This is a genomic window from Blautia faecis (assembly GCF_020554845.1).
Taxonomy (GTDB): Bacteria; Bacillota; Clostridia; order Lachnospirales; family Lachnospiraceae; genus Blautia_A; species Blautia_A faecis.
On record NZ_JAJCIA010000011.1, the window covers coordinates 66,862 to 92,415 of the forward strand.

The 25,554-nt window shown below is 42.4% G+C and carries 24 protein-coding genes, 1 pseudogene and 1 riboswitch; of the genes and pseudogenes, 16 read left to right on the forward strand and 9 right to left on the reverse strand.

The genetic code is table 11. The features are described from left to right. Positions 1–5 precede the first annotated feature (5 nt). Genes LIZ66_RS07520 through LIZ66_RS07530 form a run of 3 tightly spaced genes read left to right on the forward strand, consistent with a single transcriptional unit; the run spans position 6 to position 2,329 of the window. The gene (locus LIZ66_RS07520; protein WP_227200802.1) at positions 6–977 is read left to right on the forward strand and encodes a hypothetical protein; all 972 of its coding nucleotides are present in this window, start codon (positions 6–8) and stop codon (positions 975–977) included. A gap of 11 nt (positions 978–988) precedes the next feature. Beyond that, positions 989–1,318 carry an ATP-binding protein gene (locus LIZ66_RS07525; RefSeq protein ID WP_227200808.1) on the forward strand — a complete coding sequence of 110 codons (330 nt, stop codon included), beginning with the start codon at positions 989–991 and terminating at the stop codon, positions 1,316–1,318. Between the two features lie 3 nt (positions 1,319–1,321). Continuing rightward, positions 1,322–2,329 carry a GTP-binding protein gene (locus LIZ66_RS07530; protein ID WP_227200803.1) on the forward strand — a complete coding sequence of 336 codons (1,008 nt, stop codon included), beginning with the start codon at positions 1,322–1,324 and terminating at the stop codon, positions 2,327–2,329. Positions 2,330–2,403: 74 nt separating this feature from the next. Here the strand turns inward: LIZ66_RS07530 and LIZ66_RS07535 are convergent, their stop codons facing one another. Further along, positions 2,404–3,780, reverse strand: a complete 1,377-nt coding sequence (locus LIZ66_RS07535; RefSeq protein ID WP_173774034.1) for an amidohydrolase family protein — start codon at positions 3,778–3,780, stop codon at positions 2,404–2,406. 146 nt (positions 3,781–3,926) lie between these two features. Beyond that, positions 3,927–4,023, reverse strand: a riboswitch (purine riboswitch). 58 nt (positions 4,024–4,081) lie between these two features. Then, on the reverse strand, positions 4,082–4,225 hold the full coding sequence (locus LIZ66_RS19910) for a DUF6783 domain-containing protein (RefSeq protein WP_368366141.1): 144 nt from the start codon (positions 4,223–4,225) through the stop codon (positions 4,082–4,084). Between the two features lie 25 nt (positions 4,226–4,250). Between LIZ66_RS19910 and LIZ66_RS07540 the strand changes: the two genes are divergently transcribed. The 3 genes from LIZ66_RS07540 to LIZ66_RS07550 all read left to right on the forward strand — a co-directional run bounded on the left by LIZ66_RS07540 (position 4,251) and on the right by LIZ66_RS07550 (position 6,832). Continuing rightward, a complete protein-coding gene (locus LIZ66_RS07540; RefSeq protein WP_195698876.1) occupies positions 4,251–4,961 on the forward strand; it encodes an acyl-[acyl-carrier-protein] thioesterase in 711 nt (236 codons plus the stop codon). Positions 4,962–5,083: 122 nt separating this feature from the next. Further along, a complete protein-coding gene (locus LIZ66_RS07545) occupies positions 5,084–6,052 on the forward strand; it encodes a Gfo/Idh/MocA family protein (protein ID WP_227200804.1) in 969 nt (322 codons plus the stop codon). A gap of 81 nt (positions 6,053–6,133) precedes the next feature. After that, positions 6,134–6,832: an L-ribulose-5-phosphate 4-epimerase gene (locus tag LIZ66_RS07550; protein WP_148463305.1), complete on the forward strand. Its 699-nt coding sequence runs from the start codon at positions 6,134–6,136 to the stop codon at positions 6,830–6,832. A gap of 54 nt (positions 6,833–6,886) precedes the next feature. Here the strand turns inward: LIZ66_RS07550 and LIZ66_RS07555 are convergent, their stop codons facing one another. The 4 genes from LIZ66_RS07555 to LIZ66_RS07570 form a co-directional block, all read right to left on the reverse strand. After that, positions 6,887–9,049, reverse strand: coding sequence for a glycoside hydrolase family 3 C-terminal domain-containing protein (locus LIZ66_RS07555; protein WP_227200805.1), 2,163 nt, complete (start codon positions 9,047–9,049; stop codon positions 6,887–6,889). Positions 9,050–9,167: 118 nt separating this feature from the next. After that, the gene (locus tag LIZ66_RS07560; protein WP_173769643.1) at positions 9,168–10,022 is read right to left on the reverse strand and encodes a carbohydrate ABC transporter permease; all 855 of its coding nucleotides are present in this window, start codon (positions 10,020–10,022) and stop codon (positions 9,168–9,170) included. Positions 10,023–10,034: 12 nt separating this feature from the next. Further along, positions 10,035–10,922, reverse strand: coding sequence for a carbohydrate ABC transporter permease (locus tag LIZ66_RS07565; protein ID WP_118583552.1), 888 nt, complete (start codon positions 10,920–10,922; stop codon positions 10,035–10,037). Positions 10,923–11,140: 218 nt separating this feature from the next. Next, positions 11,141–12,433, reverse strand: a complete 1,293-nt coding sequence (locus LIZ66_RS07570) for an ABC transporter substrate-binding protein (protein WP_173769642.1) — start codon at positions 12,431–12,433, stop codon at positions 11,141–11,143. A 420-nt stretch (positions 12,434–12,853) separates the two neighbouring features. Between LIZ66_RS07570 and LIZ66_RS07575 the strand changes: the two genes are divergently transcribed. The 3 genes from LIZ66_RS07575 (at position 12,854) to LIZ66_RS07585 (ending at position 15,554) form a co-directional block, all read left to right on the forward strand. Beyond that, positions 12,854–13,738 (forward strand): AraC family transcriptional regulator, encoded by an 885-nt coding sequence (locus LIZ66_RS07575; protein WP_148463309.1) that lies wholly within the window; start codon positions 12,854–12,856, stop codon positions 13,736–13,738. Positions 13,739–13,966: 228 nt separating this feature from the next. Beyond that, on the forward strand, positions 13,967–14,821 hold the full coding sequence (locus LIZ66_RS07580) for an alpha/beta hydrolase (protein WP_148463310.1): 855 nt from the start codon (positions 13,967–13,969) through the stop codon (positions 14,819–14,821). Positions 14,822–15,080: 259 nt separating this feature from the next. Further along, positions 15,081–15,554 (forward strand): hypothetical protein, encoded by a 474-nt coding sequence (locus tag LIZ66_RS07585; protein WP_118583545.1) that lies wholly within the window; start codon positions 15,081–15,083, stop codon positions 15,552–15,554. Positions 15,555–15,990: 436 nt separating this feature from the next. Here the strand turns inward: LIZ66_RS07585 and LIZ66_RS07590 are convergent. Further along, positions 15,991–16,287 (reverse strand): annotated as a pseudogene (locus tag LIZ66_RS07590) (SPFH domain-containing protein); the annotation flags it as partial. A gap of 123 nt (positions 16,288–16,410) precedes the next feature. Here LIZ66_RS07590 and LIZ66_RS07595 point away from each other — a divergent pair. The 7 genes from LIZ66_RS07595 to LIZ66_RS07625 all read left to right on the forward strand — a co-directional run bounded on the left by LIZ66_RS07595 (position 16,411) and on the right by LIZ66_RS07625 (position 24,164). Continuing rightward, the gene (locus LIZ66_RS07595) at positions 16,411–17,082 is read left to right on the forward strand and encodes a GntR family transcriptional regulator (protein ID WP_118583541.1); all 672 of its coding nucleotides are present in this window, start codon (positions 16,411–16,413) and stop codon (positions 17,080–17,082) included. Between the two features lie 304 nt (positions 17,083–17,386). Next, on the forward strand, positions 17,387–18,475 hold the full coding sequence (locus tag LIZ66_RS07600) for an ABC transporter substrate-binding protein (RefSeq protein WP_118583539.1): 1,089 nt from the start codon (positions 17,387–17,389) through the stop codon (positions 18,473–18,475). A gap of 72 nt (positions 18,476–18,547) precedes the next feature. Beyond that, positions 18,548–20,062, forward strand: a complete 1,515-nt coding sequence (locus LIZ66_RS07605; protein WP_118583537.1) for a sugar ABC transporter ATP-binding protein — start codon at positions 18,548–18,550, stop codon at positions 20,060–20,062. After that, the gene (locus LIZ66_RS07610) at positions 20,052–21,026 is read left to right on the forward strand and encodes an ABC transporter permease (RefSeq protein WP_173769640.1); all 975 of its coding nucleotides are present in this window, start codon (positions 20,052–20,054) and stop codon (positions 21,024–21,026) included. Before LIZ66_RS07605 ends, LIZ66_RS07610 begins: the two co-directional genes overlap by 11 nt. 10 nt (positions 21,027–21,036) lie before the next feature. After that, entirely contained in the window at positions 21,037–22,011 is a 975-nt protein-coding gene (locus tag LIZ66_RS07615; protein WP_118583531.1) for an ABC transporter permease, read from the forward strand. Between the two features lie 17 nt (positions 22,012–22,028). After that, the gene (locus LIZ66_RS07620) at positions 22,029–23,048 is read left to right on the forward strand and encodes a hypothetical protein (RefSeq protein ID WP_118583529.1); all 1,020 of its coding nucleotides are present in this window, start codon (positions 22,029–22,031) and stop codon (positions 23,046–23,048) included. 48 nt (positions 23,049–23,096) lie between these two features. Next, the gene (locus tag LIZ66_RS07625) at positions 23,097–24,164 is read left to right on the forward strand and encodes an MBL fold metallo-hydrolase (RefSeq protein ID WP_118583527.1); all 1,068 of its coding nucleotides are present in this window, start codon (positions 23,097–23,099) and stop codon (positions 24,162–24,164) included. 64 nt (positions 24,165–24,228) lie between these two features. On the opposite strand, the gene LIZ66_RS07630 is transcribed toward LIZ66_RS07625, so the two are convergent. Together LIZ66_RS07630 and LIZ66_RS07635 are read right to left on the reverse strand one after the other, a co-directional pair. Then, positions 24,229–24,444 (reverse strand): type II toxin-antitoxin system antitoxin, encoded by a 216-nt coding sequence (locus tag LIZ66_RS07630; protein WP_118583525.1) that lies wholly within the window; start codon positions 24,442–24,444, stop codon positions 24,229–24,231. Beyond that, complete coding sequence (locus LIZ66_RS07635) at positions 24,444–25,463, reverse strand: SPFH domain-containing protein (protein WP_227200806.1); 1,020 nt, start codon at positions 25,461–25,463, stop codon at positions 24,444–24,446. Before LIZ66_RS07635 ends, LIZ66_RS07630 begins: the two co-directional genes overlap by 1 nt. Positions 25,464–25,554: the final 91 nt, after the last annotated feature.

Sequence of the window (25,554 nt, forward strand, 5' to 3'; positions counted from 1 at the left end):
AATATATGGAAAATACAATTATAATCGCGATTGTAAGTCTTCTCTGTATCCTGGCTCATGTCCCCACTCTGATCCTGCGAATTGTTCCGTTTCACGAAAAAATCTCAGATAAAGACAGGATCAGACTGACTGTAATCTATGCAATTGGTCTGGCTGTGGACTTCGGAATCTGCATGTGGGTGGGAAATTACCGGAAAATTGACGTGCCGTTTTATAAGATAAATCTTATTGCTTTCTGTATTGTAATGGCTGCTGTAAATATCTGGCTTGTCCCTGGATACACCAAGGTGCATTTGTTTGTATTTGGAATTGTGGCAGATATTGTCATGATTGCACTGTCAATCGGAGCTTATGTCAGTTCACTTTTGGGAATGCAGGGAAATGCGATTGGAATTGCAGAAACCAGCGCAATTGCAATTGTAGTGTATGCGCTTCTATATCCGCTGCTTAGCAGCTTGCTCCGTTATACCGTAACACCATTCCTTGAAATTGAATGCCAAAATTATTGGGAGACCTTATGGTTCATTCCTATTGCCATGTTTTTTTCCAGTATTTTTTCAGAAGGAGTGGATGTCTACACTACCACTTTTCCACAAATGTTGAGTAAATGTCTGATCGGCGTCGCCACATTGCTGATTTGCTTTGCGGTGTCTTATGATCAGCAGCATTTTCTAAATGAAAAAGAACTGAACCGGCAGATCGATCAGCAGAAAGGTTACTATCATGCGCTCACGGAGCAGGTTCTGGCAGAACGTGAAGCACGCCATAATTTCCGTCATCAGGTAGCTGCTATTAAAGGTTTTCTTGATAAAAATGATATGGAGGGCTTGCGGGGATATTGTGATGATCTGGAACTGGAAGAGATGGGAAAAGTAACAATTCCATATACAGGAAACGCCGCGGCAGACGGCGTCCTTTATCATTACGGCTGTATTGCCAGGGCGAAAATATCGAGTTTTCCGTATGCTGCTATCTGAAAGATATTGCTATTCCGGACACTGATTTTTGTACGATTCTGGGCAATGCCCTGGATAATGCGGTGACTGCCGCCGGTCAGTATGATGGAAAACGCTTTATTGAAGTTGCTACGGAGAAGAAACACGACATGCTTCTGATTACGGTAGACAATTCTTTTGACGGAATATTATTCCAGGAAAATGGGAAAATTTACTCAAAAAAACGGCAAAACAAACAGGAAGGAATTGGCATTCTTTCCATGAAAAAACTTTGCGAAAAACACGGCGGAGCCAGTCGCTTCGAAGCGGTCGGCAACAGGTTCCAGGCCAGCTTTATATTGAAAAATGAGGTTGAAGATTAAAAAATGGTTAAAGTTGATTTGATTACAGGCTTTCTTGGTTCGGGAAAAACGACTTTCATAAAGAAATATGCTGCATGGCTGATGAGCCAGGGGCAGAATATTGGAATTCTGGAGAATGATTTTGGTGCAGTGAATGTGGATATGATGCTGCTTCATGACCTGGAAGGTGAGAACTGCGAGCTGGAAATGGTTTCAGGTGGATGTGATGCGGACTGCCACAGAAGACGTTTCAAGACCAAGCTGATCGCAATGGGAATGTGCGGATATGACCGGGTTCTCATTGAGCCTTCCGGGATTTTTGATGTGGATGAGTTTTTCGATGCCCTTTATGAAGAGCCGTTGGATAAGTGGTATCAGATTGGAAATGTGATCACCATTCTGGATGCCAGACTGGAGGAGAAGCTGCAGCCACAGGCAGAGTATATTCTGGCTTCAGAGGCAGCTGATGCAGGTTGTATTGTTCTGAGCAAGAGCCAGGAGGCATCTGAGGAAGAGATTAGTGGAACTGTGAAACATCTGAATCGCGCACTGGAAAGTGTGAAATGTAAACGACGTTTTACGGAAAATGAGATACTGAATAAGGATTGGGAAACGTTTACAGATGAGGATTTTCAGCGGATTTTCAACAGCGGGTATGTGATGGAAGATTTTGAGAAACAGTGTTTTGATGAGAAAGAAGGGTTCCAGTCATTGTATTTTATGGAGCTGAAGATTTCCGAGACACAGTTGGAGAAAGCGGCGCATCAGATCCTGGATGATCCGGAATGTGGGGATGTTTTCCGAATTAAGGGCTTTGTGAAATTAGAAGAAAGTGCTGCCGCGGTAACCGAAAACGAAAAAATGAATTCGGACTCCGCTCAGAAAGCATCCACTAACAATATTTGGCTGGAACTAAACGCCACCCGCAAAGAATTTTCCCTGAAGCCTATTTCCGCAGGACAGGAAGTAGTGATCGTGATCGGGGAGAATATGAATGAGGCGCGGATACGGGAGTATCTGGGGACAGAATAATTTACGCGAGCAACGAGCAAAAGGAAAAACCTCTGGTCGAAGATTGATTTCCTGACCAGAGGTTTTTTAGCTTTTTAAATTACTTTCCGTCCCTGTACATATTTCCCAACCAAATTGCGGTCGTCGGACAGATAAACAAGCCTTTCCAGTCTGTCACGGGTGGAGATTTCCTGGGGATGACGGATGTTGCTGTCGTCCAGGATCATGGCGTCAAATTCATAGCCTTTTTCGAAGCTGCCGACTTTTCCGAAGAAGGAGCCACCACCGATCGTAGCCATGTAGAAGGCTTCTTCCAGAGTAACCGGGGCCTGGGTCTGATCCATCAGGCGCCAGCGGAGCTTGGAAACCTGGATGGCATCTGCCATAGCACGGAACATGGAGAGAGAAAAACCTCCGGCAACATCGGTGCCAAGTCCTACATGAAGTCCCATATCAAGATAGCGGCGGACAGGTGCGATTCCGGAAGCAATGTCTGTGTTGGACTCCGGACAGTGGGCGACGTAAACGCCCTGGTCTTTGATCATCTGGATCTCTTCGTCGGTGGAGTGGACGCAGTGTGCCATGATGGTAGGGCAGACGCTGGCACCATCAGATGAAATATGAGCTGCTGTGTTATCAGTGGTATTAAGGCCGGATGCGGAAGCGAAATCAGCCTCGTTAGTATTGAATGCGGGTTTTGTTCCAAACAGCCCGAACATGTCATACGCATCTCCATAAAATCTGCTGGTCGGGCAAAGCTCCTTTACCCATGCAATTTCCCCGAAATTTTCAGACAGATGAGACTGAACCGGAAGGTGATATTCCCTCTGGATTTTTCCAAGCTCGGTCATCAGCTCATCCGTACAGGATGGGGTAAAACGTGGGGTTAGGATTGGGTAGGTGTGGTCGTAACGTCCCTTGATCTCTTCCAGCCACTGGCGTGTATCCTGTGCAGAAGCCTGTGCGCTTTTCTCCTGAAGCTCCGGTGCTCCGTTGCGATCCATATTTACTTTTCCAACCATAGTTGCCAGACCGCTTTCCTCCAGCATGTCCATGAGAAGCTCCGTTGCCGGACGGTGCAAGGTGGCGAAAATGCAGGCTCTGGTGGTGAAGCTGTGCTTTAAGTCATCCACGAAAATGGAGTAAGCCTTTTTCGCATAGGACAGGTCAGCGTACTTGGCTTCCTGCGGGAAAGTGATGGTGTTCAGCCAGTCCAGCAGCTCTAGATCCATGCCGGTTCCGCGGTAAGCGTACTGGGGAGCATGCAGATGAAGGTCGGTGAATCCTGGGATGATCAGTCGATCACCCATGTCTTTTACAGGAATATCTTTATATTCCTCTGGAAGCTGGGAAAAAACACCGGCACAGAGCCCGTTTTCACAGACTGCATAAGAGTTTTCTGCAAAAACAAGTTCTTTCTGATTCTTGCTGTAACAAATTGTACCTTTCAAAGCAAACAAATCTTTTTTCATATCAGACCATCCTTTCTGCCAGAGGCGAGGTAAAGTAAAGTTCCGGGATAGTTTGCGGCTGAGAACGTACTGCCGGAAACATGCAAAATGTGATTTCGGGCTGATTCAGCAATAAAAAAACCACCCGGAAAATGCCATACCTGCATACCTCTTCGCATGCAGCTTATAGACAACTATTAGGGTAGTTGGTAGAAACGTCCAACCAGATTATGGACATATATAAGCGTTTGCTGTTTTTATTTTTATATCTTTATTGTACATGGTAGAGGGTGCAGAATCAAGGGGATTTTCACAAAAAAATCTACATTTTCATATCTTTATTGATGGATTTGTTATATAATGAAGTAAAATTCGCGGACAAGAAATTAGAGCGTGTTTGAAAAAGGCTTTCTGCAAGATGTGCGTCACAATTTGTGGGAGATTGCAGGAATGATTTTTCAAACAGGCTCTAGAATGGAGATTGACATAACATGAGTTACAGTTTTAAAGGCCGTGTCAGATACAGTGAAATAGGCGAGGATGGCTGCCTGACTCTTCCTGGAATTCAGAATTATTATCAGGATTGCTGCACCTTTCAATCTGAGGAAATAGGGCAGGGAATGGAAGCGCTGGAGGAACGCCAGAGAGCCTGGGTGTTGTCATCCTGGCAGATTGTGGTGAACCGATATCCGGGATTGGGAGAGACAATTGTGGCATCAACGGCGCCATATGGTTTCAAAGGTTTTCTTGGAATGCGTAACTTCACTCTGAAAACAGAAGATGGAGAGCTTTTATCCTATGCAAACAGTATCTGGACCAATATTGATACAGAGACCGGTCTGCCTGCCAGACTTACAGACGAAGACATCAGAGGATACGAACTGGATGAAAAGCTGGAGATGGATTATGCGCCCCGTAAGATCGCACTTCCGGAAGGGATGGAAGCCCAGGAGCCTTTTGCAATACAAAAACATCATCTGGACACCCATCACCATGTTAATAATTGCCAGTATATCCGCATGGGGGCAGATTATCTGCCAGAAGGCTTTGAAATCCGCCAGATGAGGGCAGAATATAAGAAGCAGGCACTGCTTGGAGACGTTTTTTATCCGGCAGTGAAGCTGGAAATGAGAAAGGTTACGGTTGCGCTTTCCACGGAGAATGGCGAACCTTATGCGATTGTAGAGTTTATGTCTGCATGAGATGAGACTATATGAATATCATGTGAGCGAAATAACTGTATCGCTTTAGAGATATCTCCATACAGGGAGGTCAGTTGAGAATGGAGAAACAGGAAATTTTATTAGAAAGGCGGTTTACATAAATGAAAATTGGAATACTTGGAGCTGGAGGAATTGCAGTTCAGATGGCGAAAACAGTAGCTGGAATGAAGGATGTGGAGAATTACGCAGTGGCAGCCAGAAGCTTTGAACGGGCGCAGGCTTTTGCCGAGAAATACGGTTTTTCCAAGGCTTATGGCTCTTATGAGGAAATGCTTGCAGACCCGCAGGTGGATCTGGTTTATATTGCAACCCCTCATTCCCATCATTATCTTCATGCAAAGATGTGCCTGGAGGCAGGAAAAAATGTGCTTTGTGAAAAGGCGTTTACTGTAAATGCAGACCAGGCAAGAAAGCTTTTTGCCCTGGCGAAAGAGAAAAACCTGCTGATCACAGAGGCAATCTGGACCAGATATATGCCATCCAGAAAGATGATCGATGATATTATTTCAAGCGGTGTGATCGGTGAGGTGACAGCTGTTACAGCCAATCTGAACTATGCCATCAGTGAGGTGGAACGTATCCGTAAGCCGGAGCTGGCAGGCGGTGCGCTTCTGGATGTTGGTGTTTATACCATTAATTTCGCAAGCATGGTTCTTGGGGATAAGTTGAAGGATGTACAGGCAACTGCTATTTTCCGTGAAGGTGTGGATATGCTGGATACGATTGCTATGGTATTTGAAGGCGACCGCATGGCTACCTTGCAGTGTGGTGCCCGTGAAATTTCTGACAGAATGGGAAGTATTTTTGGAACCAAAGGTTATATTCAGGTGCAGAATATTAATAATCCGGAGAAAATCACAGTGTTTGACAAGGAGCATAAGGAGGTTGCAGCTTATTTGCCTCCGGCACAGATCACAGGCTATGAGTATGAGGTTGAGGCCTGCGCCAGAGCAATCGCACAGGGCGAAAAGGAATGCCCGGAAATGCCTCATGATGAGACTGTGCGTGTGATGGAGATCATGGATGGAATCAGGAAATCCTGGGGCTATAAGATTCCGCTTTATGAGTGATGAAATTTTATGAAAACTATAAGATACAAGTTTTTATGAAAAATATAAGATATTTGCATGTATAAAAAGGAGGATACAGCTATGCTTGAAAAATTAAAAGAAGAAGTTTACAAAGCAAATATGGACCTGCCGAAATACGGCCTGGTTACTTTTACCTGGGGAAATGTAAGTGGAATTGATCGTGAAAAAGGTCTTTTCGTAATCAAGCCAAGTGGTGTGGAATATGAGAAACTGACACCGGAAGATATGGTAGTTGTAGACCTGGAAGGTAATAAAGTAGAAGGTAAATATAACCCATCATCTGATACTCCCACTCATGTAGTTCTGTACAATGCTTTCCCGAAGATCGGTGGAATCGTACATACTCATTCCTCCTGGGCTACCAGCTGGGCACAGGCCGGCCGCGCAATTCCATGCTATGGAACCACTCATGCTGATTATATTTACGGTGAGGTTCCATGCGTCCGTAATCTGGATAAGAGTGAGATTGCGGAAGCTTATGAGAAGAATACTGGTATTCTCATTGCCGACTATTTCAAGAAGAGAGATTATGAGGCTGTTCCGGCTGTTCTTTGCAAGAATCATGGTCCTTTCACATGGGGCAAGGATGCGCACGAGGCAGTGCATAATGCAGTAGTTCTGGAAGAGGTTGCCAAGATGGCTTCCCGCTGCGAGCTGATTAATCCGGATGTGAAACCTGCTCCGCAGGAGCTTCAGGATAAGCATTACTATAGAAAACATGGTGCAAATGCTTATTATGGACAGGAAAATATTGAGTAAAAACTGAGATGAATATAAGGCGAACGACTAAGATAGTCGTTCGCCTTATAAAGATCATTTACTATATTCAATTTCCACTGGTTTCACACCTGCAAGTTCCACACTTCTCTTGTCCGGCTGTGTACAGCCAACGTAAATATGGAAGTGGCTGCCGTCCTCTGTTCTTGCTCCAGTTTCATCTACTACGGTGAAGGCCTTTGGAGCAATGGAAAGTGTGACGGTTTTTGTTTCGCCTGCTTTCAGGAAAACAGGAGTGAAAGCAGCAAGCTCCGGGTTTGGAACGGCCAGAGAAGAATCTGCATTCTTTATGTAAATCTGAACCACATCCCGGGTATCAATTGTACCCTGGTTGGTGACAGTGGCCTGGATTGTAACTGGTGCTGCTGTGGTATTAGTGCCGCTTTCGAAACCTGCCTTGCCGGAAACATTTGTGTCATTTATGTCGGCTGCGCTGTTTTCACTGACAACTGCATCTGTCACTACTACCTTCCCATAAGTCAATCCATATCCAAATGGGAACTGAGCCTTATTCTCCATATAGCGGTAAGTACGTCCCTTCATGGCATAATCTGTAAAATCCGGAAGCTCTTCCAGGCTATTGTAGAAGGTCACTGGCAGTTTGCCGGATGGGGAGACATCTCCGAACAGTACTCTTGCGGCGGCTTTTCCACCTTCGGCACCTGGGTACCACAGAACCATCACTGCATCGAAATGCTCTTCTGCATAAGAAAGATCAATGTCACTTCCTGCCATTAAGCAGAGGACAACCGGTTTGCCGGATTCAGCCATGGCTTCCATCAGATCCAGCTGAACCTGTGGAAGCTGCAAGGTCTCTTTGTCACCGGAAGCATAGCTGTTTCCGGTATCTCCTTCTTCACCTTCCAGTGTTTCATCAAGCCCCACGCAGAGAATTACGATATCGCTGTTTTCAGCAACGATTTTCGCTTCCGCAAGTCTGTCCTGAGTAAAAGCAAGATGCTCGGTGCGGTCGCGGAAAAGGTCACATCCTACAGAGGCAAGCACACGTACATCATCTCCAAGATAATCCTGAATACCTTCCTGGATCGTGCAGTAGCGGGAAGCTGTACCGTGATAATTGCCTACCAGAGCCTTACGGCTGTCTGCATTTGGTCCAACGATTCCAACTGTTTTGATCTTCTCTTTGTTCAAAGGCAGGATCCCATTGTTTTTCAGAAGTACGAAGCTTTCTTCAGCAGCTTTTTGGGAAAGTGCCAGATGAGCAGGTGACTCCACCTCAGAATAAGGAATTTTGTCGTATTCCGTTTCTTCAAATAATCCCAGCAGATATCTGGTTGTGAAAAGGCGGATGGCGGATTCCGTGATGGTATCCTCGGAGATCAGCCCTTTTTCATAAGCTTTCAAAATGTGAAGATAAGTGTTTCCGCAGTTCAGATCGCAGCCATTGTTCAGTGCTAATGCAGCTGATTCTGCCGGGGTGCTGGTTACCATATGATGCTCGTGGAAATCCTTGATGGCCCAGCAGTCGGAAACGAAATATCCCTGGAAGCCCCAGTCGCCGCGAAGTATTTTCTGAAGGGAAGGACTTCCGCAGCAGGGTTCTCCGTTGGTGCGATTGTAGGCACCCATGAAGCCTTCCACGTCCGCTTCTCTGGTTAAAGCTTCAAATGCCGGGAGATAAGTTTCTTCCATATCCTTCGGAGTTGCGATCGCGTCAAATTCATGGCGGATGGCCTCAGGACCGGAATGGACTGCAAAGTGCTTGGCGCAGGCAGCGGCTTTCATAACTTTGCCATCGCCCTGGAGCCCTTTTACAAAAGAGACTCCCAACTCTTTCGTAAGATAAGGATCTTCACCGTAAGTTTCATGTCCCCGTCCCCATCTTGGATCACGGAAAATATTTACGTTTGGTGACCAGAAGGTAAGTCCCTTGTAAATGTCACGGTCTTCTTCCTGGGAATATGCATTGTATTTGGCACGACCTTCGGTAGCAATGGTATCTGCAATCTGTCCCAGAAGTTCGGTGTCAAAAGTGGCGCCAAGTCCAATTGCCTGTGGGAAAACTGTGGCCTGTCCGGCGCGGGCAACTCCGTGGAGCGCTTCATTCCACCAGTTGTAGGCAGGGATGCCAAGCCGCTTGATTGCAGGTGCGTCATAGCGCAGCTGACTTGCTTTTTCCTCTAAGGTCATCTGGCTGACCAGTTCGGTCGCTTTTTTTCTAGCCTTTTTTCTATCCATAATGTTTCTCCTATTGTTGCGAATTCATGGTGACTGTAAAACATTGAGTCATATAAGGTTTGTGACCCGCAAATAGCAGGTTATGTTGTAAAGCGAGTGTGAGTTTTCGGTCTGCATATCATCCTTTTACTGCACCTGTGGTAAGACCTTCTACGATCTGGTTACTGAACAGTGAGTAAACAACGACTGTAGGTGCGATTGCGATAATGATCGCAGCAAACATCTGCACATAGTTGGTTGCGTAAGGCCCAACGAAATAGGTCAGTGTAACCGGCAGTGTCTTTTTCATAGGATCGGAAATAAATACCATGGCAAGAAGCAGCTCGTTCCAGTTGTTGATGAAGGTCATCAGACCGGATACGAAGAAGCCGGTTCTGCAAAGTGGCAGTGCGATCCGGAAAAAGCATCCGTAGATTCCGCAACCATCAATGGCAGCAGCCTCGAACATTTCTCCTGGCATGGAACGGAAAAATCCGGTAAGCAGGAAAATGGTCATTGGCAGGGAGAAGGTAATATAAGGAATCATCAATCCGCCCTGGGAATTGGTAAGACCAAGTTTTGCAAATCTTACAAAAAGAGGAATCAGAACACAATGTACTGGAACCATCATTCCGATGAGGAAGAAGGTGTGCATGAATTCCGATAATTTCCAGCGCATTCTGGCGATGGCAAAAGCAGCCATAGCGCCGAAGAAAAGGCTGACAATCAGGGTAGCGCCGCAGACGATGACAGAGTTTATAAGGGCTGTGCCAAGTTTACCCATCTGCCATGCCTGCGCATAGTTTTCAAAATGAAATACCTCTGGCAGGGAAAATGGTGCGGACATAACACCAGCGTTATCTTTCAGAGATACGGACAGCATCCACAGAAGCGGAGCCAGATAAATAACTGCCAGGATCACCAGCAGGATATAAATCACTACGATTACCGGTTTTACCGGCTTTTTCGGAGCTTTTACTTTTACGTTGCTCATTTTCCCACCTCCTTATGACTCGTAAGTTTCAACTTTGATGACTTTCTTTACCAGAAGGGTTACAAGCAGGCAGAGCACCAGGAGAACTACGGAAATGGCACTGGCGTAGCCGTATTTGAAATAGTTGAAACCTTCTGCATAAAGCTCAGTTGCAAGGACTTCTGTTCTGTGGTTCGGACCACCCTGAGTCATGTTGTAAACCAGGTCGAAGAACTTCAGAGAACCGATACAGTTCAGGGAAAGTGATGTGATCATCATTGGTTTGATCAGCGGAAGGGTGATATAGCGGAATGCTTTTACCTTTGACGCGCCGTCTATATAGGAAGCTTCATAAATATCACGGGAAATTCCGGTGATCTGTGCCATATAAAGCATCATGTTCTGACCAAGGTACTGCCACAGGGCAACAAATGCGATAACCCACATGGGAAGTACAATAAATCCGGTAGAGTCCATCAGCCACAGAGGTCCTTCAATGCCGAATTTTGCAAGCAGATTGTTGATACCGATTCTCGGATTGAAAAGGAAGGACCAGAGAAGTCCAAGTGCTGCTGAGGAAAGTACGCATGGAAGATAATAAATGTTCTTGAAAATGTTGCGGCCTTTCGGTATGTTGGTGAGCATAACAGCAAGTAAAAGACCGAAGATCTGCTGTGTGACTGCTGAAAAGATCATGAAAAAGATGGAGTTTTTCAGGGCAATACGGAATGTGGCGTCACCGAAAAACAGTTTCTTATAGTTTTTTAATCCCACAAATTCAGGGGGTGTAAGTGCTGCGTAATCGCAGAGTGAGTAGTAAACCATTTGTATCGTCGGGATGATCAGGACCAGAAGGAACATGATCAGCGCCGGGGCGATAAATACGAAAATGGCTTTTTTGTCGCGCAGAATTTTATCCATAATATCTCCTTCCGTCAAATGTGTGCGGTTTTACTACTAAAGAAAACCGAATGATAGCAAAGAATAAGCCGTTGTCTGCATGAGTATTGTATTGATTTTGGTGGGCTCGCTGACTGGCGATAACCTTTTTAGTAAAAAGACTGCCGCGGAACATGCCTTAGTCCGTTCCGCGGCAGCCATGTGCCTGGGTTTATAACTTATTTTTTATAAGGGAGGATTTATTCCCAAACGTTCTCCTCATAGAATGTCTGTACGGTCTGGAATGCTTCTTCAGGTGTCTGGTTTCCAAGGAAGATGTCAACCATTGCGTTATCAAAGCAGTCACCAGCTTCTACAGATGCAAGGGACTCATTGTAGAATCCGAATGTACCAGTTGCTTTGGCCATGATATCCTGAACGTATTTCAGCTGTGCAGGAGCTTTGTCGTAGTCGATTTCAAGGTCTTTGATGATAGGGAACTTGCCGCCGATTTCTGCTGTGTATTTCTGAGCTGTCTCGTCTGTGAACATCTTCATAAGAGCGATGGCTGCGTCCTGATGCTCTGTTGTGGAGCTCATAAGCAGGTTGTCTGTCTTAACGATCATACGGTTCGGGTCATTTGCACCGTCAATTCCAGGGAACTGGAATACACCACATTTGGACTCAAAGTCTGGGTTGTTACCATTGATCTGTGCGATTGCCCAGGAACCCTGAACCAGCATAGCTGCTTCGCCGTTATAGAAAGCTGCTGTAGCCTGGTCGTTGGAATCTCCGGCTGCTGTAGCCTGGAAATACTGGGAAAGGTCTTTTAATTTGGTGCCTGCTTCGATACAGTTCTCGTCTGTCCAGTTAGCGGTATGGTCTGCGATAGCTGCAAGATCAACGCCCTGGCGGTCACACAGATAACCAGCGATCATAGATAAGCACCATGCGGTACCTGCGGAGCAGGAGATTGGTGTGTAGCCAGCATCCTGAAGCTTCTGGCATGCAGCAATCAGTTCGTCGTATGTGGTAGGAACTTCAACTCCGGCATCTGCGAACATCTCTGTGTTGTAGTAAACGCAGGCTGCTGCGAAGTTGGTAGGAACTGCCATGATCTTTCCGTCATAGGTCATTCTCTCGAAGATACCATCTGTAAAGGATGCGTACCAGTCTGCTTCCTGATTCTCAAGGATATCGGTAAGATCAGCTGCTGCGCCTGCATTTACATATACGTCCATGTTTGGACCAGGGTTACAGATGTAAACGTCCGGTGTCTGTCCGGCTGCGATCAGTGCGTTCAGCTTGCCATCATACTCTTCCAGGTTGGTGGTGATCGGAGTTACGTGATATTTGCCATCGTACTCTTCGTTGAAACGATCAATGACTTCTTTGTAACCTTTGGAAATAAGATCTTCCGTAGCTTCCAGGTCATCCCAGAACATCCATGTGATTTCTTCAACATCATCAGCATAAACCGGTACAGATGTAGCCAGAGTTCCAGCTGCCATTGCTGCAGCTACTAATATTGAAAGTGCTCGTTTCTTGTTCATATTGAACCTCCTTTTAAAAATTTAGATCTCGTATTTGGTAATTCTTACTATAGCAGAGATTGCCTGGGTTTTCTTTCTAATTCTTGTTTGTTTACTATCAATTATTGCTATCTAAAAGTGTACAAAAACAAGTACATGTCAAAGTATATAATTTAAAACATAGAAAATTATGCAATATAGACAAAGATAAACGATACTTATTTAGATTTAAAATATAAATTTGGCTATATATTGATAAAAAAAGCAACATTTGATACAATACAAACATATTGAAAAACGCAATATTTGAGAACTAAATGACAATATTTGATACTGACCGTCGGAAAATGATATATGTTGGGAAAATTCAAACATGCTCTGGTAAAAGGGTGAAACTCAGGAGCATTATAATAAGAATATACAGGGAAGGAGCATGGGGGAATGATACATAAGCTTAGTGGAATACATGAAACAGTAGATTTCCGGGAGGATGAGCAGGTTTGTCTCTATTATAATGATGAATACGAGAATTACCCACCGCACTGGCATACCTCCTTCGAGGTACTTATGCCAATCGTAAATGGCTATAAGGCACTGTGCGGTGGAAAGGAATACAATCTGCGTGAGGGGGATGTGCTGATTATCGGTCCGTGTATGCTTCATGAGCTTTTTGCTCCGGAAAGCGGAGAGCGGATTATTTTTCAGCCGTGTCTGAACAATATTTCTACCAAGGAGCTGAACTTGCTTACTATGATTATAACCCCGGCTACTTTGATTACACCGGAGGGGTATCCGCAGATTTATGAAAAAGTAAAAACGCTTATGCTGGAAATCAAAGAGGAATATTTCGGTGAGTCTCCCTATCTGGAAACTATGATTATTTCGAAATTCCTTGAGATTCTTACATGCGTTGGAAGACAGCGTGTAAATGCACATACTGTAGCGGGACAGCAGAAAGAAAACGGAGCAAACAGCAGGCAGAAGGAATATGTGGAGAAGTTTATCCTGGTTACAGATTATATTAACAATCATTTTGCGGAAGATTTGAGCCTGGAGGGAGTGGCTTCCCAGGCAGGATTCAGTAAGTATCATTTTTCCAGGTTGTTTAAGCAGTATACAGATTCTACGTTTTATAAGTATTTGAATCAGAAGAGAATTGAATTTGCAAAAACGTTGCTGCAGGATCCGGGAGTGAGTGTGACGGAGGTGGCATTTAAGTCAGGCTTTTCCAGTCTGTCGGCGTTTCTTCGGATGTTTAAGCTGATGAATAATTGTACGCCTACGGAGTTCAGGGAGATGTATGACAGGACGAAGATGGGGAACTAGAGCGTGTTTGAAATAGCAGGTGTCAATTTTATTTAGGTATTGATTTCTTATAGGAAGAAAATTATTATGGCATTAGAGCCTGTTTGAAAAAGCATTATTGCAAACTGCACGCCAAAATTGTGACGCACGTCTTACAGAAAGCTTTTTTCCAAACATGCTTTAGGGGATAAGCTGGTTATTCCTGACATTATAAAATGAACGAAATATATACAACAGGAGGTTCGCGAAATGATTCACGAAAAAATAGAGATTCAATTAAAAGATTCTGAGTTTAAAGCAAATTTATTTACATATTTCCTGGACAATTCACCTGAAATCGATCCGGAGAGAAAAAGACCGGTTGTACTGATCTGTCCTGGCGGCGGCTATCAGATGACTTCTGACAGAGAGGCAGAAGCTCTTGCTGTCAGATTTATGGCAATGGGCTATCATGCTGCGATTTTGCGCTACAGCGTTGCTCCGGCACGTTTCCCGGAGGCGCTTCTTCAGCTGGCTACAGCAGTTGCAATGCTCCGTGAAAATGCAGAAAAATGGCATATTGATACAGAGAAGATCGTAGTCCAGGGTTCTTCTGCTGGTGGACATCTGGCGGCAAGCCTTGGTGTATTCTGGAACAAGCCCTTTGTTGCAGAAGCTTTGGGCATGGACTCCGAAAAGTTTCGCCCCAATGGGCTTATGCTCAGCTATCCGGTAATCACTTCTGGCGAGAAAGCACATAAGGGTTCTTTTGAAAGCGTTCTGGGAGAGGATTATGCAGATGAAGAGAAACGCAGATTCCTGTCCCTGGAATATAATGTTACGAAGGATACCCCGTCGACTTTCCTGTGGCATACAGCACCGGATGATACTGTACCGGTAGAGAACTCCCTGCTGTTTTTCCAGGCACTTCACGCTCTGGATATTCCGGCAGAATTGCATATTTATCCAGTGGGCAGTCATGGTCTGGGACTTGCCACTGCAGAAACAGCATGCCCCAATGGCTATGGAATCCAGGCAGAATGTGAGAGCTGGATTCAGCTTGCCGGTGACTGGATGAAGCACCTGTTTGAAGCGAAGGAAGTCGTAAAGGCACCTTGGGAATAAAAAGATGGGGTGTTGGTGAAATTTCCACAGTTGGTAAGAATATGAAAGTAATAGAAAATATAGATTAGGTGAGTAGAAGCTTTAAAGTCCGTTGCCTTGGGGATTCCCAGACAGTGGACTTTTTTCCTGTTCTGAAATGTGTTGCTGCAAATCATGCGTGGCGTGATTATAGCACAGAACAAAATGTACTTCAAGTATTGTTTTTACATTATTTTGCTGATATACTTTTTTTATCTTAAATATACGGGAGGTGAAAGAAATGTTGACGAAAGAAGATCTACAGGCGATTGCAGGATTGCTGGTGCCCATTGAGACACGGATTGGGAATTTGGAAAGCCGTTTCGATAATTTGGAAAGCCGCTTCGACAAGTTGGAAAGCCGCTTCGATAATTTGGAAAGCCGCTTTGACAGCTTAGAAACTCGCGTTGACAACTTCGAAAGCGAAACCAAGAGGCGCTTTGAGAATCTGGAAGCGAACTTGCGCAGCGTAGACAAGCATGTATGTGAATTGGATGCATCAGTATCAGAATTGCAAAGAAGTGTAAAAGAACTCTGGCTTCATGTGGAGAACACTACAGACTGGAAGCTTCAGGTTGTAGCAGAGAATCATTCCAATCTTTTACAAAAGCTGGAAGAACAACAAAAGAGATGGGAAACGCAGGAAAGACTTTTATTTTACGTGAACAAACATGAGAAAGACATCACCGCGATAAAGCAGAGGCTGTGTATGTGATTGACAGAACCATTCATACATAAGAATGGCTGTAGAAATACTCTCAGAAAAAATGAAATATAAAAAGCAGTAGAAAACAAAATAGAAAAACGAAACAGAAAAATACACATAGAGAAAGTAAATTGAAAATAATATACTGTTTTACAGAAAATACTAAAATACAAAAGATAAATTAACACAAAGAACGAATAAAATAAGCTTAACAATTATAAGCATTAAATACTATAGAGTATCCGGAAAGTTATTGCCCTTTGCGCACGAATAGATAAAAGCGGGGAGTACAGCACTGTTGTTATAACATCTGTACTCCCTGCTTTGTTTACTATGAAAATCCTGTGCGGCAGGCAGAATGCCTTTTTAAATAAGCAGGAATCATGAGATATCCAGTTCCGGCGGCTCATCCATAGTGTCGGAAACATATTTCCCGTTTTTCTTACGCTGCCGGATTCACTGCTGTACAAAAAGGATTTACCCAATAAAAGCCGTCATCCTTCAGTGTGCCCATATAATTACCAAACAAGGTAAGAACCTGAGCTTCCTGAGGCTTCAGTACTTTTAATCCAAGAAATGGAATCCATCCCAAAGATAACCAGATGAATCCGACTGCAGCCATTGGAATACAGTAAAAGGTGGAACCGATTATAGCAAGTGCTGTTGCTGCCACATACAACAAAATGAAGAGAATCATCATTGCCATACCATTCTTCTTACTGCTTAAAACTTTTTCCTGCATAATAAACCTCCCTAGTATTTTGAAAAAAATGTAGTTGACAAATAAACACAATTATAGTACTCTAAAAATATAAATTGTATACAAAAATACATCAATGTAAACAATGGGAGGAGCTTAGAACCAATGGCAATTAGTAGGGTAAATACAACTGAATTACGGGTTCAGGTTTATAATTATTTGGTGGATCAAATTTTGAACGGGGATTTAAAACCGGGAGATAGTATAGCGGAGTCGAAATTAGCCAGTGAATTTAATATCAGTAGAACCCCGGTCAGAGAAGCTGTACGACAGTTGGCAGCAAGTGGTATTTTGGAAAGCAAACCGAATTGCAATACGACTGTCGCCAAGTGGAATGATGAAAAAATTCTTCAATTGGAAATTGTCCGGACGGATATGGAGAATCTGGCAGCTAAGCTTGCAATTATTTATGGAAATAACAGTGAGTTTCAGGAAATGCATAAATTTAGTAGTGCATGTTATGAGGCGGGGAAAAATAATAATATAGTAGATTTATTAAAGTCTGACAGTGCTTTTCATATGGAGATTGCGAAGATTGCAAAAAATGATTTGTTGTATAAATTTTTGCGAGAGGTGCATGATCAGATTCAGTTTTTACTGTGTTGGAGAAAGGATTTTTTAATTTCGGCAGATAAACAGTATATGCAGCATGAACAGATTATTGAGGCATTAAAGAAACGTGATGAGAAAGAAGTTTTAAGATTGCTGACTCATCATAACAGACATGCATTTAAAGTTGATGATACTAATTTCTTTGAATCCGAATTTTTTTTATAAATACAGAAATTATAATTAAAAAAGCTAATGACTCATAAGATTACGACCTTGAAATGTAGCGACAATAAAAGCAAGTACTGATAGTTATAGAATCTATTAGTATTTGCTTTTTATCTATCTAAAAAAGAGATAAACTTAGTAAAATTTAGTGTTGAGAAAATGTTACTAATTACAGTGAAGAAAAGTGTGCAAAATAACAAAATTGTATACAATTTTATTATTTTGAATTGACATGTAAGAAAATGTATACTATAATAACACTATCAAAAACAACAGAACAAAAAATGTATTGGAGGAAAAATCTATGAAGAAACGGGTAATTAGTTGTTTGGTAACGGGATGTCTTGCACTTTCTATGATGGCCACCAGCGTCTGGGCGGGAGATGCGGAAACTGCAGACACAAAGGAGGCAAAAGAATTTGATATGACTAACGTGCCAGAAGGTGGCTACACAGTTGCTCTTTGTAATTTCTCATTGGGAAATACTTGGCGCGTTCAGATGGAGAAAACATTTGAACAGCAGGCTGAAATGTACAAAGAGATGGGCTTAATCAAAGAGTACTATACTACTAATTCTGACGGTGATACTTCACAGCAAGTATCTGATATGCAGGATCTGGTTACAAAGGGTGTAGATATCATCTGCCTTACTGCTGCATCTCCAACAGCATTAATTCCAGCTGTTGATGATGCAATGGATGCAGGCGTTACAGTTATTTCCTTTGACGCAGGTGTTGATACAGATAATGTTACAGCTTCCTTAACAGTTGATAATTATGACTTTGGTGCAAAAGATGCAGAATGGCTTGGTGAGCAACTGGATGGAAAGGGCAAGATCGTTATTCTTGCAGGACAAGCTGGATCTAAGAATGCAGAGCTTCGTGTACAGGGCGCACAGGAAATTCTGGAAGAGAAATATCCAGATATTGAGACAATTTCCCTGAATTATTGTGATTATGATTATGCAACAGCAAAGACAGCAATTGAATCTCTTCTTTCTGCACATGATGATATTGATGGAATCCTTTCCCTGGGCGGCGCTATGAGCCGTGCATGTATCGATGCATTAGAAGCTGCTGATCGTGAACTGGTGCCGATTACAGGTGAGGCAAATAATGGATTCTTGAAAATGTGGAAAGAAAGACAGGCTGATGGATTTACCAGTTGCTGTCCAATCTCTCCAAGTACTTCCGGAGCAGATGCCCTGGATCTTGGTTTAACTGCAATCACTGGCGGAGATTTTGAGAAAGTAAATGTTTATGATATTGCTCCTGTTACGGATGAGACTCTTGATGATTTCGTAAGAGTAGACCTAGATGATAACTACTGGGCACCAACAATTCTGAATGAAGATACATTGCAGGAAATGTATGGCTCAGGCGCAGCAGAATAAGGCGGATTTAAAACAAATCACAGCAGGATGGGTTTAAAAGCCCACCTGCTGTCTTAGAAAAGGAGTACATATATGGATCGTGAATATTTAACACTGGAGCATATAGAAAAATCCTTTGGCGGTAACCGGGCACTGAAAGATGTAAGCTTTTCCGTAAAAAAGGGAACTGTACATGTGTTGGCAGGAGAGAATGGAGCTGGAAAGAGCACCGTTTTAAAAATTTTATGTGGAAATTACCATGCAGATTCCGGAGAAATTTACTTGGAGGGCAACAAAATCGTTGCTGCGAATCCAAGACAGGCACAGGATCTTGGAATAGCCATGGTATATCAAGAGCTTACGCTGGTAAGCGAGCTGACCGTTGAAGAAAATCTTTTCCTTTCTATAGAGCCAAAGAATAAATTCGGTTTAATTGACAGAAAAGAAGTAAGAAAACGTATTTTTGCCTTGATGGATGAATATGACATTCATATCAATCCAAAGGCAATTGCTGGCAGATTATCTGTTGCAGAACAGCAAATGGCTGAAATTCTGAAAGTCTTATTAAAAAATCCTCAGATTATTATTTTAGACGAGCCAACATCTTCCCTGCAAAGTGAAGAAGTGGTTAAGTTATTTAATATTGTACGAAATTTAGTAAAAAAAGAGAAAACAATCATTTTTATTTCACATAGAATGGAAGAAGTTTTTGAAATCGGAGATTATGTAACTGTATTCAAGGATGGAACCTTTGTTGGAACTCGTAAGATTTCTGAAATTGATGTTGATGAACTGATTAAGATGATGGTTGGAAGACCATTGACTCAGATCTACCCTAAGAAATCAGAAATGGTAGAGGACACAGTTTTACTTGAGGTTAAAAATCTGAAATCAGAGAAATTAAATGATGTTTCCTTCCAGCTTCATAAAGGAGAAATCCTGGGGATTGCTGGTCTTCAAGGTCATGGACAGACAGAATTGCTGGATGCAATTAGCGGTGTGCATAAGCTTACACAAGGAACTATTAAAGTTAATGGAAAAGAGGCAAAAATTAAAAATGCAAAACAAGCATTGGATAATGGAATTGCCCTGGTTCCCTGCGATCGTAAAAACGAAGGTTTGATGTTGATTCTTCCAATCCAGCAGAATTTAGCACTCTGTTCATTAGATAAGCGCTCAAAAGCAGGTTTCATTAACCTAAAAGAAGAGCAGAAATTTGCAGAAGAAACCCGTAAAAGCCTAAAAATCAAACTTCATAATCTTAATGATCCAGTTTCCAGCCTTAGTGGAGGAAATCAGCAGAAGATTGTTCTTGGAAAAGAACTTGGAACAGATCCTAAAATAATGCTATTCAATGATCCAACAAGAGGAATTGATGTTGAAGCTAAGAGTGATTTCTATAACATTATGAGAAAACAGGCTACTGAAGGAATCGGTGTAGTTTTGTGTTCCAGTGACATGATGGAAATTATTGGCATGAGTGACCGCGTACTTGTAATGTATGAGGGCAGAATTACTGGTGAGCTTCAGAAAGATGAATTAAGCGAAGAATTAATAATGAAGAAGTCAATGGGAATTGTAGAGGAGGTGGCAGAAAGTGATAAATAAGGTGAAAGATTTGCTGAAAGATCAAGATTTTATGCACCGTTATGCAAGTGTGATTTTTGCGGGATTGTTCCTTTTGGCATTTAATATTCTGGCGATTGCTATGAATTCTACGTTTCTGTCACTAAGAAATGTTAACCGATTGATTGAAGCAGCATTTCCGTTAATGATGGTTGCTTTTGGACAGACAATTTGTCTTTTGATTGGAGGAATTGATATTTCTTTGGGGTCTATTGTTTCTTTGACAAATGTTGTCTGTATTACATTCATTAATGTTGATTCTGAATTTGGATGGATACCTGGAATTTTAGCAGCAATAGTTTGTGGATTTCTGTGTGGGGCGTTAAATGGATTTATTACACAGCAATTCCATATTCCAGCACTGATTGTAACCATATCCATGTCAATTGTGTATGCTGGTTTGGCACTATTTATTATGCCTGTTCCTGGCGGTATGATGCATATGGGGTTCTATAAATTTATTAAATTTAAATTTTTTGATGTAATCCCGAACAGTATTATTCTAATTTTTATTATTCTGGTAATTGTAAGAACAATTACAAACAGAACTGCGTTTGGAAAAGCTGTCCGTGCAATGGGAGGAAATGTTCAGTCTGCGTATTCGGCTGGAATTAATATTAAGAAAACAGAAATACTTGCATTTGGTTTATCTGGATTACTGTGTGGACTTGGTGGAATTTATATGGCGGTATATATTAATTCGGGAGATCCTACAATTGGAACTGGAATGCAGATGAATGCTATTTCCGCATCTGTAATTGGTGGTGTATCTATGGTAGGAGCGAATGGTGATCTGATTGGAACTATGTTTGGAGTGTTCATTTTTACTTTAATCAGTAACCTACTGAATCTGAATGGTATTTCAACTAACTATCAGTTCTTGATCAAAGGCTTCATTTTGATTGTAGCGCTGGCAATTAGTTCAATACGGAATCGTGAAGAGTGAGGTGACATAAATGGGTGAGGCAAATGCTGTGAAAAAAAATAATTTCATACAGATGTTAATGCGTCCGCAAGTACTAGTGTATGTGATTCTGATTATTATGCTGATTATAGCCAATATTGTGTCGCCAGGATATCTGAAGGGAAAACACTTACTGAGTATGCTGAGAATTGCAGCATTTCTTGGAATTGTATGTATTGGACAAAATCTTGTAATTTTAATTGGCGGTATTGATATGGGTGTTCCCTATGTCATTATGATTGGTAATGTTATTGGTGCGGAGATTCTTAAGGGTCAGGATTCTAATATTGGAAAAGCGCTGGTTGCAGTTATTTTAGCTGGTGCAATTATAGGTATTATTGAAAGTATTGGAATTAATTACTTTAAGATAAATGCATTTATCATGACATTGGGAATGGGAATTATTGTTGAAGGTGTTGCGATGGTAACGACAGGAGGAGCTCCGAAAGGTTCTTCTTCGCCAATGCTTACTAAGCTTACCTCAATGAATACCATTGGTGGAATTTCTGGAATTATTATTATTTGGGTAATTGTATCGGCTATATTTATTATTGTTATGAAATATACGAAATTTGGCCGTTATGTATATGCGTTGGGAGCTAATTCAACTGGAGCAAGATTTTCAGGTGTTCATACAAAGAAAATCAGGGCACTGGTATATATAGTATCTCCGATCGTGTGTGCATTCGTAGGATTTATGTTGGTTGGCTATACTGGAACGACCTATTTGGAGGTCGGTGACAGTTATGATCCATCTAATATTGCTGCAGTTATTCTTGGGGGTACAGCAGTTACAGGGGGACGTGGAAGCTATGTTGGAACTATCGCAGGTGTCTTGATTATGACGATATTGACAGATTTCCTTACCATTCTTAATGTAAATGAAGCAATTCGTACTATGGTAAACGGAATCGTTCTGATTGTGCTGCTGATTGCTTATTCCAGGAATAATACAAAAGATGTATAAGAAAGCTGGTGAATAGTATGAATTTTAAAATAGTTCATGAAAAATATTGTCCAGGAGTTTATGGGGCAGGAAAAGTTGTTCGGAATCAGAAAGAATGGATTGCATTTGTATCAGAATTGGAAGGGACTGGAGTTATTGATCTAGTTGATCCGGATACTTTTGAAACTGTCTGTGCCAGTACAGCACCTGGCGGGGGAATGAATATTGTGCCATTGAAGGAAAATGGGGAGTTCCTTTGTATTCAGAAGTTTTTTCCTGTGTTTAAGTCTGAAGGTGCAGATGTAGTTTGGGGCTATGAGGATGAAAACGGCTATCATACAAAAGAGGTATTGCAGCTTCCATTTTTGCACAGAATCGAAGTGGTTCAGATTCGAAATGAGGATTACCTCATGTGTGCAACATTGTGCAAAACAAAGGAATATATTGATGACTGGAGTTATTCAGGAAGTGTTTATGTTGGTAAAATTAATTATGAGGAACGTTCAATAGGTGAATTGCAGGTTGTTTATACTGATATTTTCCAGAATCATGGTTTGACTAAACTTGAAAATCAAGGAGGAATCCTTATTGCTGGAAAGAATGGAGTACACCGTTTAGTGCCACCGGCAGTAGAGAATGATGAGTGGGAAATTATTGAAGAAATCACAGACCCCACAAGTGATTGTGTCGCAGTAGATATCGATGGAGATGGGGAATTTGAGTATGGCACAATCACTCCATTCCATGGCGAAGATTTTAATATTTATAAAAAAATAGATGGGAAATTTAAGAAAATTTATACACTTCCGGGAACTCATAAATTTGGACATGCCATTTGGGGCGGTATTTTTAATGGCAAGCCGGCATTTATTGTGGGATTCCGAGATGCGGGAAAAGAGCTTATTTTGGTTGAGCAAAATGAAGAAAAGATTGAAGATCATTTGATTGATGCTAATCTTGGACCGGCAAATGTAACTGTAATACCTCATAAACAAGGAGATCTTATCTGTGCGGCAAACAGACAGACAGACCGTTACACTGTTTACTGTGCAGAATGATAATAACAAATAACTTAAAATAAATGAAAGCGTAAAGGAGAAAAAAATATGGGTAATGAAGTGGAAAAAACAGATGGAAGAGGTTTAGTATCTGGAAAATGGATCAGAACAAACAGAGAGATGACAAGAGAGCGTTGGATTCTTGAGTCTTTTCCAGAGTGGGGAACATTTTTAAATCAGCATATTGAGAACTATGAAGTGCCAAAGGGAGAAGTTGCTCTTTGGTGGTGTGGTGGTCCTTCATGGGTTCTGAAGACAGATGAAGGAGGTATTTTCCTTATTGACCAGTGGTGTGGACCATCTCACTATACGACAATTGATTATTGTGGTGTGTGTAAGCAGAACGGTGCAGCAAGTATGAACTGGCTTCGCCTGAATCCACAGGTAATTGATCCATTTTCATTTAATAGAGTAGATGGAGTTTTCTGTACACATGTACATAATGATCATTGTGATATTTATACTGTTAAAGGAACTATGCAGACAACAGATGCTAAATATGTAGCTCCGCCAGAAACTGTAAAGAGATTAAAAGAATTTGAGGTTCCGGATGACAGAATTATTACTGCGCATGTAGGCGAAAGCATTAAAATGGCAGGAGCAGAAATTGTATTCCTGAAAAACTATGATGATTGCGCAACAAAAACTGGAGATGGTCCTGCACAGCCATACGATGAGGTTGCAACTTCCTTCCTGTTCAAAACATCTGCTGGAAATATCTTATTCTTGGGAGATACCTGGTATAATGATGGATATGTTGCAATTGGCCAGAAGTATGATATTGATGTTGCTATTTTTGATATCGGTTGGAACGAGCCGGGTGCATTTGATAAGATGACACCTTATGATGGTGCGAGACTTGGAAAAGCATTAAAAGCAAAGGTCCTTATCCCAGATCATTGGGAGAACTGGGCAAACTCTTCTTCAGATCCGGATATGCTGGTAAGACAGTTCGAGGACCTGTGTGCAGATTGCTGCCCAGAGTGCAAAACTGTTATTATGCGTTGCGCTGGACAGTTCAACTATCCATCAGATCAGGACATCAAACGTTACAGATATCCAAGTCAGAAAGAAAACTTCCGTTTGGAGCATTCTATTTACGGAAAAGAGGCATAATAAGTAGTAAGCAGAGGGGCTGGTCATTTAGACCAGCCCCTCTGCTTACTACTTATTTTATAATTCACTCAATATCCAGTTCTGGCGGCTCATCCATAGTGTCGGAAACATATTTCCCATTCTTCTTACGCTGTCGGACGCATTCAGTAAGCAGATATTCGATCTGACCGTTGACGGAGCGGAAATCATCTTCTGCCCAGGCGGCAATCTGGTCATAAAGCTTGGCGGAAAGCCTGAGCGGAATCTGTTTCTTGGGCCGGGTGTCTTTTGTCTCAGCCATTAGTACAGACTGCCGGAATTAACCACCGGCTGGGCATCGTGATTGCCGCACAGCACTACGAGAAGATTGGAAACCATGGCAGCCTTCCGCTCCTCGTCAAGTTCTACCACATTGTTTTCATTCAATCGCTCTAATGCCATTTCTACCATACCAACAGCACCGTCTACGATCATCTTTCTTGCGTCGATGATAGCGGAAGCCTGCTGTCTCTGCAGCATAACCGCTGCGATTTCAGGTGCATAAGCAAGATAAGTAATACGTGCTTCGATAATCTCCAGACCAGCCTCAGCAACCTTCTGCTGAATTTCATCGCGGATACGTCCGGCTACGATTTCACTGGAACCGCGAAGGCTTCCCTCATCTGCAACTCCGTCACCTGTAGTGTCCACATTTGGCGCTACATCATAAGGATAGATGCGGACAATATTTCGAAGGGCACTGTCACACTGTAAAGAAAGATATTCCTTATAATTGTCTACATTGAAAACTGCTTTCGCTGTATCAGTAACGCGCCACATAACTGCGATTCCGATCTCTACAGGATTACCCAGGCAGTCGTTGATCTTCTGACGGTTGTTATTCAGAGTCATGATCTTCAGGGAAATCTTTTTGTTTACATAAGTAGAACTGGCAGAAGTGGCTGTTCCTGTGGCTGCAAGCGTGAAAACGGACTTGGCAGCATTTCCACCGTCTACGTCGCCGCTCTGGTTCAATTTCGTCTTCGCAGCGGGGTTTACAGCGGTGCAAAATGGATTTACCCAGTAGAAGCCGTCGTTCTTCAAGGTTCCCACATATTTGCCGAATAAGGTGAGTACAAGGGCTTCCTGCGGCTTCAGCACTTTAAGGCCAAGGAACGGGATCCATCCAAGTGAAGCCCAGATGATACCGATGACCATAAGGGGAAGCTGTTCGAAGGCTGCGCCGAATATTACAGCGGCTGCGGCCACGGCATAGAGCAGAATAAACAGCACCATCATTCCCATACCATTTTTCTTGTTGTCCAAAACTTTTTCTTTCATAGCAATCCTCCTGATAATGAAAATTATCTTTTACGAGATATAAATATGATATCATTCAGATATCAAAATGTCAATACATACAAGAGAGTTA

What these genes read in the sequence shown, in the direction of transcription:
- LIZ66_RS07520 (WP_227200802.1), top strand. Translation starts at nt 6, where the DNA reads ATGGAAAATACAATTATAATCGCGATTGTAAGTCTTCTCTGTATCCTG.
- LIZ66_RS07530 (WP_227200803.1), top strand. Translation starts at nt 1,322, where the DNA reads ATGGTTAAAGTTGATTTGATTACAGGCTTTCTTGGTTCGGGAAAAACG.
- LIZ66_RS07535 (WP_173774034.1), bottom strand. Translation starts at nt 3,780, where the DNA reads ATGAAAAAAGATTTGTTTGCTTTGAAAGGTACAATTTGTTACAGCAAG.
- LIZ66_RS07540 (WP_195698876.1), top strand. Translation starts at nt 4,251, where the DNA reads ATGAGTTACAGTTTTAAAGGCCGTGTCAGATACAGTGAAATAGGCGAG.
- LIZ66_RS07545 (WP_227200804.1), top strand. Translation starts at nt 5,084, where the DNA reads ATGAAAATTGGAATACTTGGAGCTGGAGGAATTGCAGTTCAGATGGCG.
- LIZ66_RS07550 (WP_148463305.1), top strand. Translation starts at nt 6,134, where the DNA reads ATGCTTGAAAAATTAAAAGAAGAAGTTTACAAAGCAAATATGGACCTG.
- LIZ66_RS07555 (WP_227200805.1), bottom strand. Translation starts at nt 9,049, where the DNA reads ATGGATAGAAAAAAGGCTAGAAAAAAAGCGACCGAACTGGTCAGCCAG.
- LIZ66_RS07560 (WP_173769643.1), bottom strand. Translation starts at nt 10,022, where the DNA reads ATGAGCAACGTAAAAGTAAAAGCTCCGAAAAAGCCGGTAAAACCGGTA.
- LIZ66_RS07565 (WP_118583552.1), bottom strand. Translation starts at nt 10,922, where the DNA reads ATGGATAAAATTCTGCGCGACAAAAAAGCCATTTTCGTATTTATCGCC.
- LIZ66_RS07570 (WP_173769642.1), bottom strand. Translation starts at nt 12,433, where the DNA reads ATGAACAAGAAACGAGCACTTTCAATATTAGTAGCTGCAGCAATGGCA.
- LIZ66_RS07575 (WP_148463309.1), top strand. Translation starts at nt 12,854, where the DNA reads ATGATACATAAGCTTAGTGGAATACATGAAACAGTAGATTTCCGGGAG.
- LIZ66_RS07580 (WP_148463310.1), top strand. Translation starts at nt 13,967, where the DNA reads ATGATTCACGAAAAAATAGAGATTCAATTAAAAGATTCTGAGTTTAAA.
- LIZ66_RS07585 (WP_118583545.1), top strand. Translation starts at nt 15,081, where the DNA reads ATGTTGACGAAAGAAGATCTACAGGCGATTGCAGGATTGCTGGTGCCC.
- LIZ66_RS07595 (WP_118583541.1), top strand. Translation starts at nt 16,411, where the DNA reads ATGGCAATTAGTAGGGTAAATACAACTGAATTACGGGTTCAGGTTTAT.
- LIZ66_RS07600 (WP_118583539.1), top strand. Translation starts at nt 17,387, where the DNA reads ATGAAGAAACGGGTAATTAGTTGTTTGGTAACGGGATGTCTTGCACTT.
- LIZ66_RS07605 (WP_118583537.1), top strand. Translation starts at nt 18,548, where the DNA reads ATGGATCGTGAATATTTAACACTGGAGCATATAGAAAAATCCTTTGGC.
- LIZ66_RS07615 (WP_118583531.1), top strand. Translation starts at nt 21,037, where the DNA reads ATGGGTGAGGCAAATGCTGTGAAAAAAAATAATTTCATACAGATGTTA.
- LIZ66_RS07620 (WP_118583529.1), top strand. Translation starts at nt 22,029, where the DNA reads ATGAATTTTAAAATAGTTCATGAAAAATATTGTCCAGGAGTTTATGGG.
- LIZ66_RS07625 (WP_118583527.1), top strand. Translation starts at nt 23,097, where the DNA reads ATGGGTAATGAAGTGGAAAAAACAGATGGAAGAGGTTTAGTATCTGGA.
- LIZ66_RS07630 (WP_118583525.1), bottom strand. Translation starts at nt 24,444, where the DNA reads ATGGCTGAGACAAAAGACACCCGGCCCAAGAAACAGATTCCGCTCAGG.
- LIZ66_RS07635 (WP_227200806.1), bottom strand. Translation starts at nt 25,463, where the DNA reads ATGAAAGAAAAAGTTTTGGACAACAAGAAAAATGGTATGGGAATGATG.